This is a genomic window from Streptomyces sp. (assembly GCF_050698815.1).
In the GTDB taxonomy this organism is placed as follows: Bacteria; Actinomycetota; Actinomycetes; order Streptomycetales; family Streptomycetaceae; genus Streptomyces.
In genome coordinates, this window is record NZ_JBOHCV010000148.1 from 1 (window position 1) to 18,523 (window position 18,523).

Genomic DNA, 18,523 nt, shown 5'->3' on the forward strand with positions numbered 1-18,523 from the left:
ATCACCGTCGACGGCGTCAGCCTCACCGTCGTCGAGGCGGGTGACGAGCACTTCACCATCAGCCTCATCCCCACCACGCTCGGGATGACCACACTCGGCATCAAGGAGGCCGGAGATCCGGTCAACCTCGAAGTGGACGTCCTGGCCAAGTACGTCGAGCGGCTGCTCGGCCACAACGGCCGTACGCGGGGGAGCGCAAGCGGAGACGAGCAGGCCGCGAACGCGGAGGAAGCCGTCCGATGAGCTCTCTGGACTGGCTCAACGGCCAGGCGTTCACCGCGTTCGGACAGCACGTCATCTACTCCGACATCATCGGCAACACCATCGGTCTGGCCGCCCTCGCGCTGGGCTGGCGCCGCTCGATCCTCACCTGGCCCGTCCAGGTGCTCTCCGGCGTCGTGCTCATCGGCGCCTACGCCTCCGCGCAGCTCGCGGGCGGCGTGGGCAAGCAGCTGCTGGTCGTCTTCGTCGCGCTGTGGGGCTGGTCGCAGTGGCGGCGCGGCAAGCAGCAGGCGCGGGACGGCTCCATCGCGGTGCGCTTCGCCGGCGGACGTGAGCGCGGCATGCTCGTCGCCGGTACGGCCCTGGGCACCCTCGCCGTCGGCGGGCTCTTCACGCTTGTCCCGTCGCTGTCGTGGAACCCGTGGCCGGATGCGTACATCTTCGTCGGCACCCTCGCCGCCATGACCGCGCAGGCGCGCGGACTCGTCGAGTTCTGGTTCGCCTGGCTGCTGGTCGACATCGTCGGCGTCCCGCTGGCCTTCAGCAGCGGGCTCGCCTTCTCGGGTCTCGTGTACGTCGTCTACCTCGTCCTCGTGCTGTGGGGTCTGCGCAGCTGGTGGCTGCGGACACGGCAGAACACGGCGGGAACGCCCGCAGGGCGGGAGACCGCCGCCGAAGGAGCACTCCCATGAGCGACACCGGCAACGCAGCCGCCAGCGGCGACGCCGCCGGGCCGCTGCCCGGCACGACCGGAGCCACCGGCACGACCGGGACCACCGGCACGACCGGGACCACCGGCACCACTGGCACGACCGGCCCGAGCGGGCCTGATGAAGGAGTTGCAGGCATGAGCGTGAGCGCAGCCACCGCCTGGTACGCGGCGGAGGAAGCCGCAGACACGGCCGACCGGGGCCCGGAGGACTTCACCCTCGACCCCGTCGAATCCGCCATAGCCGACATCGCCCTCGGCCGTCCTGTCGTCGTCGTCGACGACGAGAGCCGCGAGAACGAGGGCGACCTCATCGTCGCGGCTGAACGGATCACCCCCGAGGTCGTCGCGTTCATGATGAGCGAGTGCAGGGGCCTGATCTGCACCCCCATGGAATCCGGCGACCTCGACAGGCTCGACCTGCCCCAGATGGTCGAGCGGAACTCCGAGGCGATGGGCACCGCCTTCACCGTCTCCGTGGACGCCGCCGCACGCCACGGCGTCACCACCGGCATCTCCGCCGCCGACCGCGCCGCCACGATCCGGCTGCTCGCCGACGCACAGGCCTCCGCCGACGACTTCGTACGCCCCGGGCACGCCTTCCCGCTGCGCGCCAAGCCCGGCGGCGTCCTGGCGCGGGCCGGGCATACCGAGGCCGGAGTCGACCTGGCCCGCCTCGCCGGGCTGCGTCCCGCCGCCGCCATCGTCGAGATCGCGGGTGAGGACGGCACCATGCTGCGGCTGCCCGAGCTGATCCCGTTCGCCCGCAAGCACGGCCTTGCGATCATCTCCATCGAGGGCCTCATCGCCTACCGCAGGACTTCCGAGCCCACCGTCCGCCGCGAGGCCACGACCCGGCTGCCCACCCGCTACGGCGAGTTCAACGCCTACGGCTACCGCTCCACCCTCGACGGCGTCGAGCACATCGCCCTGGTCGCGGGCGACCTCTCCGAGGCGGACGGCGAGGACGTCCTGGTGCGTGTGCACTCGGAGTGCCTGACGGGCGACGTCTTCGGATCGCTGCGCTGCGACTGCGGCACGCAACTGCAGGAGTCCCTGGAGCGGGTGCAGGCCGAGGGCCGCGGAGTGGTCGTCTACCTGCGCGGGCACGAAGGACGCGGCATCGGGCTGCTCTCCAAGCTGCGCGCGTACGAACTGCAGGAGCGTGGCCGCGACACCCTCGACGCCAACCTCGAACTGGGGCTGCCGGCCGATGCACGGGACTACGCCGCCGCCGCCCAGATGCTCGACGACCTCGGCGTACGCTCCCTGCGGCTGCTGACGAACAACCCGGACAAGTCCGATGCGCTCACGCGGTACGGGCTGCGCGTCGACAAGCGTGAGCCCATGCCCGTACAGGCAGGCGAGCACAACCTCCACTACCTGCGCACCAAGCGCGACCGCATGGGCCATGACCTGCCGTGGCTCGAGGTGGAACAGGCCTCCCCCTGCAGCAACCAGTGAAGTGACCCGCCGTGCGAGCGGCAGGCCCGACCACACGACAACTGCGCACAATTCAGACAAGACCGAACAATCCATGCAAGGAGCAACGTGAGCGGCAAGGGCGCCCCCGAACTGTCCGTCAAGAACTGCGGCGATCTGCGCGTGGCAGTGATCGCGGCACAGTGGCACGAGAAGGTCATGGACGGCCTCGTGGACGGCTCGCTGCGCGCCCTGCGCGAGCTGGGCATCGACGAGCCCACGCTGCTGCGCGTCCCGGGCAGCTTCGAACTGCCCGTCGTCGCCAAGGTCCTCGCGGAGCGCGGGTACGACGCGATCGTCGCGCTCGGAGTCGTCATCCGCGGCGGCACCCCGCACTTCGACTACGTCTGCCAGGGCGTCACGCAGGGGCTGACCCAGGTCTCCGTGGACTGCGGCGTCCCCATCGGCTTCGGGTTGCTGACCTGCGACACCGAGGAGCAGGCGCTGGACCGGGCCGGGCTCGAGGGCTCCTCCGAGGACAAGGGCCACGAGGCCGTCACCGCCGCCGTGGCGACCGCCGCCGTCCTGCGGACCGTCGCCGAACCCTGGCGCTAACAGCCGCAGGGCATGCACGTAGAGTTGAGAGCACCATGGCGAACAAGACATTCGAGGAGCTCTTCGCCGAGCTCCAGCACAAGGCCGCCACCGGCGACCCCATCACCTCACGCACGGCGGAACTGACCGCCCAGGGCGTGCACTCCATCGGCAAGAAGATCGTCGAGGAGGCCGCCGAGGTGTGGATGGCGGCCGAGTACGAGGGGGAGGAGCGCACCGCCGAGGAGATCTCGCAGCTCCTCTACCACCTCCAGGTGATGATGATCGCCCGGGGCGTCTCTCCTGACGATGTATACGCCCACCTCTGACACGCACCCACCGAAGGAAGCCCGCACCATGCTGCGCATCGCCGTACCCAACAAGGGTTCACTGTCCGAGCCTGCGTCGGAGATGCTCCATGAGGCCGGCTACCGGCAGCGCAAGGACCGCCGCGAACTGGTGCTCGTCGACAGCGACAACGAGGTCGAGTTCTTCTTCCTCCGCCCGCGTGACATCGCCGTCTACGTCGGCTCCGGCAAGCTCGACATCGGCATCACCGGCCGCGACCTGCTGCTGGACTCCGGAGCGCGTGCCGAGGAGATCATGCAACTCGGCTTCGCCGGCTCCACCTTCCGCTACGCCACCCGCCCCGGCACGGCCAAGGACGTCCGCGACTTCGGCGGCATGACGGTGGCCACCTCATTCTCCGGACTGGTCACCAAACACCTCGCCGACCACGGCGTGGACGCCTCCGTCGTGCACCTCGACGGTGCCGTGGAGACCGCGATCCAGCTCGGGGTCGCCGAAGTCATCGCCGACGTCGTGGAAACCGGCACCACCCTGCGCAACGCCGGCCTGGAGATCATCAGCGAGCCGATCCTGCGCTCCGAGGCCGTCGTACTGCGCGGCTCCGGCGCCCCGGACGACGACCCGAAGGTGAACCAGTTCCTCCGCCGCATGCAGGGCGTTCTCGTCGCCCGGCGCTACGTGATGATGGACTACGACATCCGCGCCGAGCGCCTGGAGGCGGCCGTCGCCCTTACCCCGGGCCTGGAGTCGCCGACCATCTCACCCCTGCACGACCAGGGCTGGGTCGCCGTGCGTTCCATGGTGCGGGCGAACGAGGCGCAGCGGATCATGGACGACCTCTACGAACTGGGCGCGCGCGCCATCCTCACCACCGGCATCCACGCATGCCGCCTGTAGAACCGGACCCGGGACCCCCGCGGACGACCGAACTGCCCACGCTCCCCGTCACCTTCCGGCCGACCCGCACCCGCGTCGTGCTCCTCGGCGTCGGCATCACCGCCTTCCTCGTCCTGACGGTGATCGCGCTGATCCTGCCGACGGTGAGCCCGGGGGAGCGGGTCAGCTTCATCGTCACCGGGCTGCTCTTCCTGGGCGTACTGCTGCTCCTGTCCCGCCCGCGTGTCACCGTCGGCGAAAGCGGAGTCACGGTCGTCAACCTGACCGTGAAGCGGCACCTCGACTGGGCGGAGGTGCTGGGCGTCAACCTCCGCACCGGCGACCCCTGGGTCTCACTGGACCTCGCCGACGGCACCAGCCTGCCCGCCATGGGCATCCAGCCGGGAATCGCCAGGCAGCAGGCCATCGCCGACGCCAGGACGCTGCGCGCGCTGGCCGAGAGGTACGGCACCCGCGGCATCCCCGACGCCGCACAGTGACCCCGCACGCCGCCCCGCCCGTGCTTCCGCCCGCGGCGGAACCAAGACCTCCGGCCGGCGCCTCTGCCGCGGACGCCGCCGAGGTGATTACTCTGGTCGGGGCGGCGGCTCCACGCACCGCCCCGACCGGTGAACCGCTACCCGAGGAGTGACCACCGTCAGCGATGGACGGATCGTCCTGTAGTACCTGCGCTGTGCCTCCCGCCGGATCCCGGGGAGCCACAGCATGACCCTGTCGCTTCTGCTGCTCGCCGCGGCCTTCGTGCTGATCCTCGCCAACGGCTTCTTCGTCGCCGCCGAGTTCGGCCTCGTCACCGTCGAAAGACCCGAGGCGGAGCGGGCCGCCGCCGAGGGCGACCGCTCGGCCCGCGCGGTGACCGCGGCCCTGGGCGAGCTGTCCTTCCAGCTCTCCGGCACCCAACTGGGCATCACCCTCACCTCTCTGGTCGTCGGCATGCTCTCCGAGCCCGCGCTCGCCGCCCTGCTCGCCCCGCCGCTCACCGCGACGGGGCTGCCCCCGGGCGCCGTCTCCGGCATCGCCGTCATGACCGGCATGCTCGTCGCGTCCGCCGTGCAGATGGTCGTCGGCGAACTGGTGCCGAAGAACTGGGCCGTGTCCCGGCCGCTGGCCGTCGCCCGCTTCGTCGCCCGCCCGCAACGGCTCTTCTCCGCCGCATTCCGGCCTCTCATCACCCTGCTCAACGCCCTCGCCAACCGCATCGTCCGCGCCTTCGGCGTGCAGCCCGCCGACGAGCTGGCCTCCGCCCGTACCCCCGGTGAACTGGTCTCCCTCGCCCGGCACTCCGCCCGGGCCGGAGCCATCGAGCAGGACACCGCCGACCTCTTCGTGCGTACCCTCTCCCTCGCGGAGCTGACCGCCCAGCACGTGATGACCCCGCGGGTACGGGTCAGCGCCCTGCAGACCGGCGCCACCGCCGAGGACGTCGTCAACCTCACCCGGGCCACCGGCCTCTCCCGCTTCCCGGTCTACCGCGAACGGCTGGATGAGATCGCTGGCATGGCCCACCTCAAGGACGCCCTCGCCGTCCCCGCGCACGAGCGGCTGCGCACCCCCGTCGCCGACGTCGCGGCGCCACCGCTCCTCGTCCCCCAGACCCTGCCGGTGCAGCCGCTGCTCGAGCGGCTCCGCAGGGAAGCGCCCATCGCCGTCGTCGTCGACGAGTACGGCGGCACGGCCGGCGTGGTCACCCTGGAGGACATCGTGGAGGAACTGGTCGGCGAGGTACGCGACGAGCACGACGGCGACGATCTGCCCGCGCTCGCATCCGTCGCCCCCGACCCCGACGGCCGCCCCGCCTGGGAGGCCGACGGCGGCTGCCGGGTCGACCTGCTGCACCGGATCGGGCTGGCGGCGCCGGAGGGCCCGTACGAGACCGTGGCCGGTCTGGTCGCCGACCGCCTCGGCCGGATCCCCGCACCCGGCGACACCGCGCACCTGCCCGGGGGCGCCGGCGGGCAGGGCTGGCAGCTGCGGGTGCGGCTCGTGGCCCACCACCGCGCGGACCGGGTCCGCATCGTGCGGGTAGCGGAGCGTCCGCAGCAGCCGCAGCCGGTGGGGAGGGCGTCGAGGTGAGCGCCCTGCAACTCCTCTTCGCCGCGCTGCTGGTGCTCGCCAACGGCTTCTTCGTCGGCGCCGAGTTCGCCCTGGTCTCGGTGCGCCGCAGCCAGATCGAGCCGCTGGCCGCGGCCGGTTCGGTCCGCGCCCGGCGGGTGCTGAGCGGGCTGGAGAACCTGCCGCAGATGATGGCCGCCGCGCAGTTCGGCATCACGGTCTGCTCGCTGACCCTCGGCGCGGTGGCGGAACCCGCCTTCGCCCACCTGCTGGAGCCCCTCTTCCACGCAGCGCGGCTGCCCGAGGCACTGGTACACCCGGTCGGGTACGTCATCGCGCTCGCCGCCGTCGCCTCCTGCCACCTCGTCATCGGTGAGATGGTCCCGAAGAACCTGGCGATGGCCGCGCCCGAGCGCACCGCCCTGTGGCTGAGCCCCGCACTGGTGGCCTTCGCCCGCCTGTGCCGTCCGGTGACCGCCGGGCTCGGCTGGTGCGCGACGCTGATCCTGCGGCTCTTCCGGGTGGAGCCCAGGGACGAGGTCGAGGCGGTCTTCACCAGTGAGCAGCTCACCGACCTCGTCGCGGACTCCCGGCAGGCGGGCCTGCTGGACCACGCGGAACACGAACGTCTCTCCGACGCCCTCGAACTCGGCTCCCGCCCGCTGACGGACGTGCTGCTGGCACCGGCCGGCCTGGTGACCGTGGGGCCCGACGTCACTCCGCGCGGGGTCGAGGAACTCACCGTGCGTACCGGCTACTCCCGCTTCCCCATCTGCGCGCCCGGCGGCGCCTTCATGGGCTATCTCCACGTCAAGGACGTGCTGGAGCTGACCGAGCGCGACCGCGCCGTACCGCAGCACCTGTGGCGCCCGATGACCACGCTGCGCGCCGAACTCCCGCTGGACGACGCGCTGGGCGCCATGCGCGGCGCCGCCTCGCACCTCGCGGCCGTCGCGGACGCCTCGGGACGGGTACTGGGCCTGGCCGCGCTGGAAGACGTGCTGGAGATGCTCGTCGGCGAAGTCCACGACCCCGCGCACGAGCCGGCCGGTGCGCCGCCGCGGCAGCGGGCGCACGCCACGGGCGCGGAGGAAGGGATCACCGCGGCGGCACCCCTCACGACAGCGGAGGCGGCGGATCCGCGCGCGGACCGTGCGGACCACGTCCCGACAGCACCTCACCGTACGCCTGCATGAGATCCGGCAGCCGCAGTGTCGCCAGGTCGTCCCGGGTCGGCGTGCCCGGATAACCGGAGAGCCGCAGATCGCGGTAGGCGCAGCTCTTCTCGTAAAGGGTGCGCAGGAAGCGGCCGTTGCCCAGCTCGTCGACCCAGCCCTGGTCGACGACGTGGCCGCTGATGCTGCGCATCTCCTCCAGGCTTTCCTCGTCCCACGCGTCGCCGTTCTCCGCCGCCAGCACCTCACCGATCGCGGTCAGCTCCAGCGGCCGGTAGCTGGGGAAGTCGACACGGGTGGTGAAGCGGGAGGACAGGCCCGGGTTGGCGGCCAGCAGCCGGTCCATGCCCTCCCGGTAACCGGCCAGGATGACCACCAGCCGGTCACGGTTGTCCTCCGCCCGCTTCAGCAGCACCTGCAGTGCCTCGTCGCCGTACGCGTCGCCCTTGCCGTAGCCGGTGTTGGAGAGGGCGTAGGCCTCGTCGACGAACAGCACGCCCCCCAGCGCCGAGTCGATCAGCTCGTTGGCCTTCACGGCGGTCTGCCCCAGGAACTCGCCCACCAGGTCGGCCCGTTGGGCCTCCACCAGATGGTCGCCGCCGAGCAGTCCCAGCGCGTAGAACGCCCGGCCCAGAATCCGCGCCACGGTCGTCTTGCCCGTGCCCGAGGGCCCCGAGAAGACGAAGTGCCGCTTCGGCGGCTGCACCGGCAGGCCCTGCGCCGCCCGCAGCCGCGCCATGTGCAACTGGGCCGAGAGCGCACGTACCTGACGCTTGACCGGGTCCAGGCCCACCATCTGCTCCAGTTCGTCCAGAGCCTGGGCCAGCAGCACCGGATCGGCCGGGCCCGTGAGCACACGCTCGGCGCCGCCGCTGTGCGAGGCCAGCCGCTCCCGGACGGCGTCGGAGTCCACCCGCACCGGTTCGGCGGGGTCGCCGGAATCCTCCAGGCGCAGCGCCTCCGCTCCCGCGTCCACCTCCGGGTCGGCGCTCTCGGCGACGTCCGGCGCCTCCGGCCCGTCCTGCGCCACCCCCGCGCCGGCTCCGGTCTCGCCCGAGAGAGGATCGGCGTCCAGTCCGCCCTCGAACCGGCCGTCCAGCCCGTCCGGGCCGCCGCCGCCCGTACCCGTGCCGGCGAGAGTGATCGCGGTGGCCAGGTCACCGGAGTCGCCGAGCCCGTCGCCCTCGGCGATGGTGGTGAGCCGTGCCGCGGTGTCCATGAACGCCGGGTCGATCCGGTGCACCGCGCGGTAGAGGGGGAGCGCCGCGGCGCTGCGTCCGGTGCCCTCGTGGGCCCGCGCCAGCCAGTACCGCAGCTCCTTGCGCTGCGGCTGCTCGCTGCGGCATCGCATCAGCGCGGCGGCGAGCAGCGGTTCGGCCTGCCCGTACATCTCCAGCCGTACCCGCGCCATGCCGGCGAACAGACCCGCTTCGATACCCAGCAGGGCGTCCTCGACGAGCGGTTCGGTGTGCGCGACCAGCCGTTCCCAGTCCTTGGCCAGATAGGCGCGGCAGGCGTGCAGGAAGCGCGCCTGGGCGTCGCTGTCGACGGGCGGGCAGTCGGCCAGCGCCCGGTCCAGCTCGGCGACGTGCCGGCCGTCGAGCCAGTGCGAGGCGTGCGCCAGCAGCAGATCACGCTCGTTCTCCAGCAAGGGCTGCACCCACCAGCCCAGCCAGTACCAGGAGTTGAGGGTGCGGGCGTACCGGGTGCGCTGCTCACCGAAGCGGTGCCGGCTGTGGTACATCCGCAGCAGCGCCGTCGCGGTGTCCGCACGCAGCGCGTGCAGCCCCAGCCAGCCGTCCGCCATGCCGGGATCGAGTCGCACCGCGGTGCGGAACTCCTCCTCCGCCTGGCCGTACTGGCCCACGGTGTAGGCGTCCATGCCGCGCAGCCAGGCGAGGTCGGCCGGCGCGTGCGGGCCCGGAACGCCGTGCGTGCCGTAGTCCATCACGTCCCCCACGAAACGTTCCCTGTCGCCGCGGACGGGCCGATGAGGAATCGGCCGACGAACGCCCGTACTCCGGGCGGGAGTTGTCGCTCGCTGGCCCTGATCCCCCGGTGTTCCCGCGCCCCTTGGCATCGTACCCGCGCGGTCGGCGCGGCCGAAGGGTGGTGCAGGCGTGCGATCCGGGCGGCCGGACGGGCGGGGCGGAGAGAGCGCGATTACCCATGGTAAGCGGGCGGCGGCGGAGGGCGCCCGTCGGAGACCGGGCGCGGACAGGACGAAGCCCCCGATCACGGGGGAACAACCGGGGGCTTCGCGTCTGCAGGCGACCTGTACAGACCGCCTGTTGGAAAAGTAATTCCTGTGAGGCTCCCGGGTCAAGCCGCTCAGTGACGGTGTGCTGCCGGTCCGGTCCTGATGCGCCCAACGGGTCACCAAGGGTGACGATGTGGGACGCTCAGCGGTGTCCCTCAGGCCCCCTCCGCACCTCATAACCCTGCACTCCCTGGCGCACCACGAAATTCGCATACGAAGACGAGGGGTCCTCCGCGAAGTGCGTACGTTCGGCACGCGTCCACGCCCTCCAGAACTCCGTCAGCTCCGGTCCGTCCCGCTTCCGCCCGCGCCGCCACGCCTGCGCCGGCGACATGTCCATCCACAGCAGGCAGGCCAGGTACGGGCGCAGCGCGCGCCGTCCCGCCCCCACCCCCTCGACCACGACGACGGGTTCCGGGTCCAGCACCGACTCGGCCGCCGGATCCGCGGGGAACTCCCCCCGTGCCCAGTCGTAGACCCGGTAGCGGGCGCTGCGGCCGTGGGAGAGGGGGGAAAGGACCGCTTCCGTGAGCCGGCCGGTCCAGTCGAAGAAGGCATCGTGGCTGGCCAGAGCGTCCAGGTGCAGCACAGGAGCACCACCCAGCGCCACGGCGAGCCGCCCGGCGAAGGTCGTCTTGCCGGACCCGGCGTGACCGTCCACGGCGACCAGCCGAACCGGCCCGCACGAGGGTGGCACCTCCCGCAGCAGCGCCACGAGAGCGGCCACGGGGGCGGGCGGCTGCGTGGGCAGGCGGGTGAGGTGGGACATCGGCCCCAGCGTACGGGTGCCTCGCGCCGCTCATGCCAGTGGTTCACACCAATATTCGTGGGCGCGGCGAGGGCCGGATCCCTGGTCCGTGGGGCGCCACACCCGCGATAGTGGCACTCTGACGTGCACCTGCCGCCGCATGGGAACTAGTCGAAGATCTGAGGGATCTATGGCCATGAACAGCAGACCCGCCACGCGCCGCACCGTACTCGCCGCCGCCGTAGCCGCCGCGGCCGGCGCCACCGCCGCCGCCCCCTCGGCGTTCGCCGGTGAGCTGTCCGCCAAGCCCGGCCGGGCCGGCAAGAGCCCGGCGACCGTCTCTCTGCACAGCTGGAGCAGCTACGGCGACTGGGTCGCGGGGGAGACCGAGGGCACCCGGGCCGTGTACGGCCGCAGGCCCGCCATCGTCTTCGACACCGCGCAGGGCATCACCGAGTACCGGGACCCGCACACCAAGAAGACGGCGAGGTGGGAGTACGCCACCTGGACCTCGGTGCCGCACAAGCCGTCGGTGGCGGCCGGCGAGCTGATCGCCTCCTGGAACGCGCACACTCCCGCAGGCTCCTGGCTCCGCGTCGAGCTGCAGGGCATGTACACCGACGGCAGCGAGACGCCCTGGTACACGATGGGCATCTGGACCGCCGGTGACGGAGACGACGTGCCGCGGCGTACCTCTGTCGACGACCAGAGCGACGGCAAGTCCAGCGTCTGGACCGACACCTTCGCCATCGACGACCTCGACAGCGGGCTCCGGCTCCTGATGTACCAGCTGCGCGTCACCCTCTACCGCGCCGTGGGCAGCGGTGCGAAGCCCGCCGTGTGGCGGCTCAGCGCCATGAGTTCGGACGTTCCCGACCGGTTCGAGGTGCCGGCCTCCCGTCCCGGGCCGGCCCGCGGCGTCGAAGTGGAGGTGCCGCGCTATTCCCAGAACGTGCACAAGGGGCGGTACCCGGAGTACGACAACGGCGGCGAGGCATGGTGCAGTCCCACCTCCTCCCAGATGATCATCGAGCGCTGGGGCCGCGAGCCGACCGCCGAAGACCTCGAGTGGGTCAACCCCGACTTCACCGACCCCCAGGTCTGCCACGCCGCCCGGTACACCTTCGACTACCAGTACGAGGGCTGCGGCAACTGGCCGTTCAACGCCGCCTACGCGGCCACGTACCGGAACATGCAGGCCGTCGTCACCCGGCTGGGCAGCCTCACCGATGCCGAGCGCCTGGTCGCGGCGGGCATCCCGCTCATCACCTCGCAGTCCTTCATCGAGTCCGAACTCGACGGCGCGGGTTACGGCACCGCCGGCCACCTGATGACCGTGATCGGATTCACCGAGGACGGCGACGTCATCGCCAACGACCCGGCGTCCAAGGACAACGACGCGGTCCGGCGCGTCTACAAGCGCCGCCAGTGGGAGAACATCTGGCTGCGCACCAAGCGCAAGGACGCGGACGGCAAGGTCAGGTCCGGTACCGGCGGGGTCTGTTACCTCTACTTCCCGACGCGCCTTTCCGCACGCCAGCGGCAGGTGCTCAGGTCCCTCGGCGTGAACTGACCTTCGACCGCGACGGGTTCCTCACACCATCCGGGAGGAGCCCGTCGCGGTCCGCGCAAGGCGTCCGTTCACACCGTGCCGTTCACACCGTGCCGTTCAGCACCGGCCGCAGGGCCTCGATCACCGCCGGATCCTCGATGGTGGAGGGGAGTTCGGGGTCACCTCCGTCGGCGATGTCGCGCATGGTGCGCCGCAGGATCTTCCCCGAACGGGTCTTGGGCAGCGCGGCGACCACATCGACCTGACGCAGGGCCGCCACCGCACCGATCCGCTCCCGCACCCGGCCGACGAGTTCCGAGGCGACCTCGTCCGGATCGCGGTCGAGGCCGGCCTTCAGTACGACGAAGCCCCTCGGCACCTGCCCCTTGAGCGGGTCCGCGACGCCGACGACGGCACACTCGGCGACGTCCGGGTGCGCGGAGAGCACCTCCTCCATCGCACCGGTGGACAGCCGGTGTCCGGCGACGTTGATCACGTCGTCGGTGCGGCCCATGATGTAGAGGTAGCCGTCGCTGTCCCTCCGGCCGCCGTCACCGGACAGGTAGCACCCGTCGTAAGTGGAGAGGTACGAGCGCACGTACCGTTCGTCGTCGCGCCACAGTGTGGGCAACGTGCCGGGTGGCAGCGGCAGCCGGAGGGCCACCGCGCCGTCGGTGCCGGGCGGGACGTCGCGGCCTTCCGGGTCGAGAATGCGCACGTCGTAGCCGGGCATCGGCAGGGTGGGGGAACCCGCCTTGATCGCGTGCGGTTCAAGGCCCATGGGATTGGCGACGATCGGCCAGCCGGTTTCGGTCTGCCACCAGTTGTCGATCACGGGAACGCCGAGCAGGTCGCTCGCCCAGCGGTAGGTCTCCGGGTCGAGGCGCTCGCCGGCGAGGAAGAGATGGCGCAGCGAGCCGGTGTCGTGGGCGTGCCGGAGCGCGCCTTCGGGATCCTCCTTCTTCACCGCCCGGATCGCCGTCGGCGCGGTGAAGAGCGCGGTGACCCCGTGTTCGGCGATCACCCGCCACAGGGCTCCGGCATCCGGCGTACCGACGGGCTTGCCCTCGTAGAGGACCGTCGTGGCGCCCGCGATGAGGGGGGCGTAGACGATGTAGGAGTGGCCGACGACCCAGCCGACGTCGGAGGCCGCCCAGAAGACCTCGCCGGGACGGATGTCGTAGATGTTCTCCATCGACCAGTGCAGTGCGACGGCGTGACCCCCGTTGTCGCGCACCACGCCCTTGGGGCGGCCCGTGGTGCCGGAGGTGTGCAGGATGTAGAGCGGATCGGTGGCCGCCACCGGGACGCAGTCCACCGGTTCCGCGGCTGCCATGGCTTCGTCCCAGTCCAGGTCACGGCGGGACAGCTCGGCGGTGCACTGCGGCCGCTGCCGGATGACGCAGCGCTCCGGCTGGTGCCCGGCCATCGCCAGGGCGTTGTCCAGCAGCGGCTTGTACGGCACGACGCGAGCCGGTTCGATGCCGCAGGAGGCGGCGACGACGACCTTCGGGCAGGCGTCGTCGATGCGCACGGCGAGTTCGTGCGCGGCGAACCCGCCGAAGACGACGGAGTGGACCGCGCCGAGGCGGGCGCAGGCCAGCATGGCGACGACCGCCTCGGGAATCATCGGCATGTAGATCGCGACGCGGTCGCCCTTGGTCACACCGAGCCCCGCCAGCAACCCGGCGAAAGACGCCACCTCGTCCCGCAGCCCGCGATAGGTGTACGACGTGGTGGTACCCGTCAGCGGGCTGTCGTGGACCAGCGCCAGGCGCTCGCCGTGGCCCGCGTCGATGTGACGGTCCAGTGCGTTGTGGCAGGTGTTCAACTGCCCGTCGGGGAACCACCGGTACAGCGGTGCTCGTGACGCGTCCAGGGCCCGGGTCGGCGCGACGGTCCAGTCGATGTCGCGGGCGGCGTCCAGCCAGAAGCCCTCCGGGTCCTCCAGGCTGCGCCGGTAGACGGCCGAGTAGCCGCCCTGCTCGGTCGTCTCTGCCATGGCGAGCTTCCCTTCTTCACGCCGCCGGGTCCGCTCCCGCCGCCGGTGTCCATGTCTCCCCTGGACGGCGGGAACCATGCGTTTCCCCGGCCGGACGGGTCACGGAAGGCGGTTCTGGCCGGCCGCCGCCCGGGCCGGCTCGACTGCCCGGGGCACGGGAGCGGCGCCCGTACCCGTACCACCCGACGCGATGAGCCGGGACGCGATCCGAACCGGCAGGCCCGGGTCAGCTCAGCGACGGGCCGCCGCTCAACAGGTCCTCGACGCGGGCCAGCTCGTCGTCGGTGAAGTCGAGCCGCGCGGCCGCCGCGACGCTGTCCGCCAGCTGCTCGGGACTGCTCGCGCCGACCAGCGCCGAGGTCACGCGGCCACCGCGCAGTACCCAGGCCAGGGCCAGCTGCGCCAGCGACTGCCCGCGCTCCCGCGCTAGATCGTTCAGCCCGCGCAGCATGCCGACCGTCTCTTTGGTGATCTGGTCGGTGCTGAGGGACGAATTGGCCCCCGCGGCGCGGGAGCCTGCCGGAACACCGTCGAGGTAACGGTCCGACAGCAGCCCCTGCGCCAGCGGGGAGAAGACGATCGAACCGACCCCGAGGTCGGTCAGCGTCTCCAGCAGCCCCTCTTCGGGCCCTCGGTCCAGCATCGAGTAGCGCGGCTGGTGGATGAGCAGGGGCGTGCCCAGTTCACGCAGGATGCGGGCGGCCTCCCGCGTCTGCTCCGGCGAGTAGTTGGAGATGCCCACATAGAGCGCCTTGCCCTGCTGCACGGCGGAGTGCAGCGCGCCCATCGTCTCCTCCAGCGGAGTGTCGGGGTCGGGCCGGTGCGAGTAGTAGATGTCGACGTGGTCCAGGCCCATCCGGCCCAGGCTCTGGTCGAGGGAGGCGAGCAGGCTCTTGCGCGAGCCCCATTCGCCGTACGGGCCGTCCCACATCAGGTTGCCCGCCTTGGTGGAGACCAGGATCTCGTCCCGGTAGGGGCGGAAGTCCTGCCGGAAGATCCGTCCGAAGGTGGTCTCCGCCGAGCCGGGCGGCGGTCCATAGTTGTTCGCCAGGTCGAAGTGGGTGACGCCCAGATCGAAGGCCTTGCGCAGAATGGCGCGCTGACCGTCCAGGGCACGGTCGGGGCCGAAGTTCTGCCACAGGCCCAGCGAGATCGCGGGGAGACGGAGGCCGCTGCGGCCCGTACGACGGTAGGGCATCGTGTCGTAACGGCTGGTGTCGGCTTGGTACACGGTGGCCTCTCATCGGCTGGTGCAGTACGGGCGCGGGCAGTGCCTCCCCAGGCTCGCGCGTCCCGTGCGAGACGTCCAATAGAAGAAACCGAACGAATTCAGCGGCTAGGCTTCTGAATCGTGGAACTACGGCACCTCGAATACTTCGTCACCGTGGCCGAGGAGCGGCACTTCACCCGTGCCGCCGAGCGGCTGCTGGTCTCCCAGTCCGGCCTGTCGGCGGCCATCCGGGCGCTGGAGCGGGAGCTGGGCGCCAAGCTGTTCGTGCGCACTACGCGCAGCGTCGGCCTGACCGGGTCCGGCAGGGCGCTGCTGAGTGAGGCGACGCGGACCCTGGCGAGCGTACGGGCGGCGAGGGAGGCGGTCGCGGCCGTCCAGGGAATGCTGCGCGGAACCCTCTCCGTGGGCACCGAACAGTGCATCGCGGGGGTTCACGTCCCCAGCCTGCTGGCCCGCTTCCGTGCCGAGCACCCGGAGGTGGAGATCCGGCTGCGGCAGGCCGGCTCGGTGGAGCTGGCCGAGTCGGTCGGCGCCGGCCGGCTCGACCTCGCCTTCGTCGCGCTGTGCGGGCGTCCCCCGCGGGGCGTGCGCTTGCTGCCGCTCACCGAGGAGTCCCTGGTGGTGCTCTGTCACCCCAGCCACGCCCTCGCCGGGGGAGACCGGGCACGGTGGGCCGAGCTGCGGGGCGAGGCGCTGGTGGACTTCCAGCCGGACTGGGGCGTACGGCAGTTGACCGACCGGGCCTTCGCCGCGGCCGGGGTCGAACGGCTGGTCGCACTGGAGGTCAACGACGTGCACAGCCTGCTCGAGCTGGTCGAGCAGGGGCTCGGGATCGCGGTGGTGCCGCGGCATTTCGCCGGCAAGCCGGAGGCGTCCGGGCTGAGTGCCGTACCGCTGGCGGGCGGGCCGCAGCCGGTCTGGGAGGTCTCGGTCGCCCTGCCGGCGGGCGATGCCGCCGGCCCCGCCGCCCGGGAACTCTGCGCCTACCTGGACCTTCCGGCCCATGCGCACGCGTGAGCGCCGCCGCCGGCGGCGGCGAACCGCCCCGGCCGGGCGAGGAAGGCGGCCGCCGCGCCCGGGCTGGTACCGCTCAGCACTCGCGGGCTGTTGACTGGGGGAGTGGACTGCGTCTTCTGCGACATCGCCGCCGGCCGGCACACGAGTCACCGGGTCTTCGAGGACGAGGTGGCGGTCGCCTTCCTCGACGCCCGGCCGCTCTTCCCCGGGCACGTGCTGGTCGTGCCGCGCGGGCACCACGTGACGCTGACCGACCTGCCCACCGGCGAGGTGGGGCCCTTCTTCACCCGGGTACAGCGGATCACCGCCGCGGTGGAGGAGGGCATGGCGGCGGCCGGCTCGTTCGTCGCCGCCAACAACCGGATCAGCCAGTCGGTGCCGCACTTCCACGTGCACATCGTGCCGCGCAACCGCAAGGACGGGTTGCGCGGCTTCTTCTGGCCGCGCACCCGCTACTCCGGCGAGGCGCATGCCGCCGAGGTGGCGGCACGGCTGCGGGCCGCGCTGGAGAGGTGAGTCCGCCGCACCCGTTCACTTCGCGTCCGCGTAGCACTCCACGACGGATGTGCTGAAGGGGAACCGGACCGGTGTCTCCCCGAACGCCGCACGGCCCGCCCGGTCGCCCGCCGCCCGGATCGCCTCCCTCACCCGTTCCGTCTCCTCGGCCGGGCAGTGCACGATCACCTCGTCGTGCTGGAAGAACACCAGCTCCGCCATCATCCCCGCCAGCCGGCCGCGCAGCGCGGCCAGCATCAGCACCGCCCAGTCGGCGGCGCTGCCCTGCACCACGAAGTTCCGCGTGAACCGGCCACGCGCCCGCGCCGCACTCGTACTCGTGCCTGAACCCGCCCCCGCGCCGTCCTCCCACGCCGGGTCCGCCTCCGCGCCGCCGGCCGCCGTGTCCGAGTCCACCGGAGGGCAGGTGCGGCCCAGGTGCGTACGCACCAGCCGGCCCTGCTCGCCCGCCCGTGCCGCGTCGTCCACATAGGCGACGGCGTGCGGGAAGCGCCGTCGCAGCGCCGCGAGATTCCGCAGCCCGTCCCCGCTGGTCTGCCCGTACACCGCACCCAGCAGCGCCAGCTTGGCCTGCGCGCGGTCCCCGGAGAACGCCCGCTCCGACAGCGCCGTGTAGAGGTCCTGGCCGCTGCCGGCGAGGGCCATCAGGCCGGGGTCGCGGGAGACCGCGGCCAGCACGCGCGGCTCCATCTGCTCGGCGTCGGCCACCACCAGCCGCCAGCCCGGGTCGGCGACCACCGCACGCCGCACCACCTTGGGGATCTGCAGCGCACCGCCGCCGTTGGTCGTCCATCGGCCGGAGACGGTGCCGCCCGGAACGTACTCGGCGCGGAAGCGCCCGTCCCGCACCCACGAGCGCAGCCAGGACCAGCCGTGGGCGGTGTAGAGCCGGTAGAGCTTCTTGTACCGCAGCAGCGGATCCACCGCCGGATGGTCGACGCCGCGCAGCTCCCACGCCCGGGTCGAGGACAGCTTGACCCCGTCCCGCGCGAAGGCCCGCAGCACGTCAGACGGCAGGTCGGGCCGCACCCGGACGCCTGCTCCGAACGCTTGGGAGACCTCCTCCTCCAGCTCCGCCAGCCGCCTGGGCAGTCCCCCGCCCCCGTACCGCTCCCCGAGCAGCTCCGCCAGCAGTGCCCGGTGCACGTCCGCCCGCCAGGGCACGCCGGCCCGTCCCATCTCCGCCGCGACCAGCGTCCCCGCCGACTCACCCGCGAGCAGCAGCCGCATCCGCTCCTGATGCTCGGCGGCGGCCGTGCGCTCCAACTGGGCGGCGTACACCTCCAGGAGTGCGGTCAGCGGTTCCACGCCGTCCGGCAGCGGCACCGGTCCGGCCTCGAACAGCGACGGCTCGGGGTCCGCGTCCCGGGAGACGGCCGGCGGGTCCGGCGGTACGGGCAGCCCGCGCAGTCGTGCCCATGCCGCGGGCAGCGACCGTGGCTGACCACTGCGCCCCTCGTGCCCGAGGAGCAGCGCCTCGGCCGCCTCCACGTCGTAGCAGCGCTCCACCCGGCCCCCGCCCTCCAGCAGCCGCGGATAGCAGGCCGCCGTCGACCGCCACACCCACCGGCTCACCTCGGGGCGCGACCGCAGTGCCGCGGCCGCCGACTCCTCCGTGCTGACCGGGCCCGCCGCCCGGCCCCGCGCGTCCAGCGGACACACCAGGACGCGGCCGCCCGCGGACTCGGCCAGTGCCCAGCGCCCCGCGGTGCCCGTCCCCCTGCCTGCCGTCATGCCGGGGAGTGTGGCACCAGGGTCTGACAGCCGGGGCCGACAAGGGCCGGCGGCCGGCCCGGGCGGCCAACGCACTCGCGCCC

Annotated in this window: 16 protein-coding genes and 1 pseudogene; 12 read left to right on the forward strand and 5 right to left on the reverse strand. The window is 72.2% G+C overall.

What is annotated here, in order from left to right; translation table 11 throughout:
- The 9 genes and pseudogenes from ACRDP3_RS05795 to ACRDP3_RS05835 all read left to right on the forward strand — a co-directional run.
- A pseudogene (locus ACRDP3_RS05795) lies at positions 1 to 243 on the forward strand (riboflavin synthase); the annotation flags it as partial.
- Positions 240 to 914 carry a nicotinamide mononucleotide transporter family protein gene (locus tag ACRDP3_RS05800; RefSeq protein ID WP_431515731.1) on the forward strand — a complete coding sequence of 225 codons (675 nt, stop codon included), beginning with the start codon at positions 240 to 242 and terminating at the stop codon, positions 912 to 914. The pseudogene ACRDP3_RS05795 and the gene ACRDP3_RS05800, both read left to right, overlap by 4 nt.
- 155 nt (positions 915 to 1,069) lie before the next feature.
- Positions 1,070 to 2,395 carry a bifunctional 3,4-dihydroxy-2-butanone-4-phosphate synthase/GTP cyclohydrolase II gene (locus ACRDP3_RS05805; protein ID WP_431515744.1) on the forward strand — a complete coding sequence of 442 codons (1,326 nt, stop codon included), beginning with the start codon at positions 1,070 to 1,072 and terminating at the stop codon, positions 2,393 to 2,395.
- 87 nt (positions 2,396 to 2,482) lie between these two features.
- A complete protein-coding gene (ribH, locus tag ACRDP3_RS05810; RefSeq protein WP_431515732.1) occupies positions 2,483 to 2,968 on the forward strand; it encodes a 6,7-dimethyl-8-ribityllumazine synthase in 486 nt (161 codons plus the stop codon).
- A 35-nt stretch (positions 2,969 to 3,003) separates the two neighbouring features.
- On the forward strand, positions 3,004 to 3,276 hold the full coding sequence (locus tag ACRDP3_RS05815) for a phosphoribosyl-ATP diphosphatase (protein ID WP_431515733.1): 273 nt from the start codon (positions 3,004 to 3,006) through the stop codon (positions 3,274 to 3,276).
- A gap of 28 nt (positions 3,277 to 3,304) precedes the next feature.
- The gene (gene hisG / locus ACRDP3_RS05820) at positions 3,305 to 4,153 is read left to right on the forward strand and encodes an ATP phosphoribosyltransferase (RefSeq protein ID WP_431515734.1); all 849 of its coding nucleotides are present in this window, start codon (positions 3,305 to 3,307) and stop codon (positions 4,151 to 4,153) included.
- Positions 4,141 to 4,632 carry a PH domain-containing protein gene (locus ACRDP3_RS05825; RefSeq protein ID WP_431515735.1) on the forward strand — a complete coding sequence of 164 codons (492 nt, stop codon included), beginning with the start codon at positions 4,141 to 4,143 and terminating at the stop codon, positions 4,630 to 4,632. The genes hisG and ACRDP3_RS05825 overlap by 13 nt, the downstream gene beginning before the upstream one ends.
- Before the next feature lie 226 nt (positions 4,633 to 4,858).
- Positions 4,859 to 6,226, forward strand: coding sequence for a hemolysin family protein (locus ACRDP3_RS05830; protein ID WP_431515736.1), 1,368 nt, complete (start codon positions 4,859 to 4,861; stop codon positions 6,224 to 6,226).
- A complete protein-coding gene (locus ACRDP3_RS05835) occupies positions 6,223 to 7,401 on the forward strand; it encodes a hemolysin family protein (protein ID WP_431515737.1) in 1,179 nt (392 codons plus the stop codon). The genes ACRDP3_RS05830 and ACRDP3_RS05835 overlap by 4 nt, the downstream gene beginning before the upstream one ends.
- Here ACRDP3_RS05835 and ACRDP3_RS05840 read toward each other — a convergent pair.
- Complete coding sequence (locus ACRDP3_RS05840) at positions 7,322 to 9,328, reverse strand: AAA family ATPase (RefSeq protein ID WP_431515745.1); 2,007 nt, start codon at positions 9,326 to 9,328, stop codon at positions 7,322 to 7,324. The two genes, ACRDP3_RS05835 and ACRDP3_RS05840, sit on opposite strands and share 80 nt — an antisense overlap.
- A 454-nt stretch (positions 9,329 to 9,782) precedes the next feature.
- Complete coding sequence (locus ACRDP3_RS05845; protein ID WP_431515738.1) at positions 9,783 to 10,409, reverse strand: uridine kinase family protein; 627 nt, start codon at positions 10,407 to 10,409, stop codon at positions 9,783 to 9,785.
- A gap of 175 nt (positions 10,410 to 10,584) precedes the next feature.
- Between ACRDP3_RS05845 and ACRDP3_RS05850 the strand changes: the two genes are divergently transcribed.
- The gene (locus tag ACRDP3_RS05850; RefSeq protein WP_431515739.1) at positions 10,585 to 11,961 is read left to right on the forward strand and encodes a peptidase C39 family protein; all 1,377 of its coding nucleotides are present in this window, start codon (positions 10,585 to 10,587) and stop codon (positions 11,959 to 11,961) included.
- Between the two features lie 82 nt (positions 11,962 to 12,043).
- Here ACRDP3_RS05850 and ACRDP3_RS05855 read toward each other — a convergent pair whose 3' ends face one another.
- Together ACRDP3_RS05855 and ACRDP3_RS05860 are read right to left on the reverse strand one after the other, a co-directional pair.
- Positions 12,044 to 13,942 carry a propionyl-CoA synthetase gene (locus ACRDP3_RS05855; protein WP_431515740.1) on the reverse strand — a complete coding sequence of 633 codons (1,899 nt, stop codon included), beginning with the start codon at positions 13,940 to 13,942 and terminating at the stop codon, positions 12,044 to 12,046.
- A gap of 226 nt (positions 13,943 to 14,168) precedes the next feature.
- Positions 14,169 to 15,173 (reverse strand): aldo/keto reductase, encoded by a 1,005-nt coding sequence (locus ACRDP3_RS05860; protein ID WP_431515741.1) that lies wholly within the window; start codon positions 15,171 to 15,173, stop codon positions 14,169 to 14,171.
- Between the two features lie 120 nt (positions 15,174 to 15,293).
- Between ACRDP3_RS05860 and ACRDP3_RS05865 the strand changes: the two genes are divergently transcribed.
- Together ACRDP3_RS05865 and ACRDP3_RS05870 are read left to right on the forward strand one after the other, a co-directional pair.
- Positions 15,294 to 16,190 carry a LysR family transcriptional regulator gene (locus ACRDP3_RS05865; protein WP_431515742.1) on the forward strand — a complete coding sequence of 299 codons (897 nt, stop codon included), beginning with the start codon at positions 15,294 to 15,296 and terminating at the stop codon, positions 16,188 to 16,190.
- A gap of 102 nt (positions 16,191 to 16,292) precedes the next feature.
- A complete protein-coding gene (locus ACRDP3_RS05870; RefSeq protein WP_431515746.1) occupies positions 16,293 to 16,706 on the forward strand; it encodes an HIT family protein in 414 nt (137 codons plus the stop codon).
- Between the two features lie 15 nt (positions 16,707 to 16,721).
- Here the strand turns inward: ACRDP3_RS05870 and ACRDP3_RS05875 are convergent, their stop codons facing one another.
- Entirely contained in the window at positions 16,722 to 18,440 is a 1,719-nt protein-coding gene (locus ACRDP3_RS05875) for a bifunctional 3'-5' exonuclease/DNA polymerase (protein WP_431515743.1), read from the reverse strand.
- Between the last annotated feature and the right edge of the window lie 83 nt (positions 18,441 to 18,523).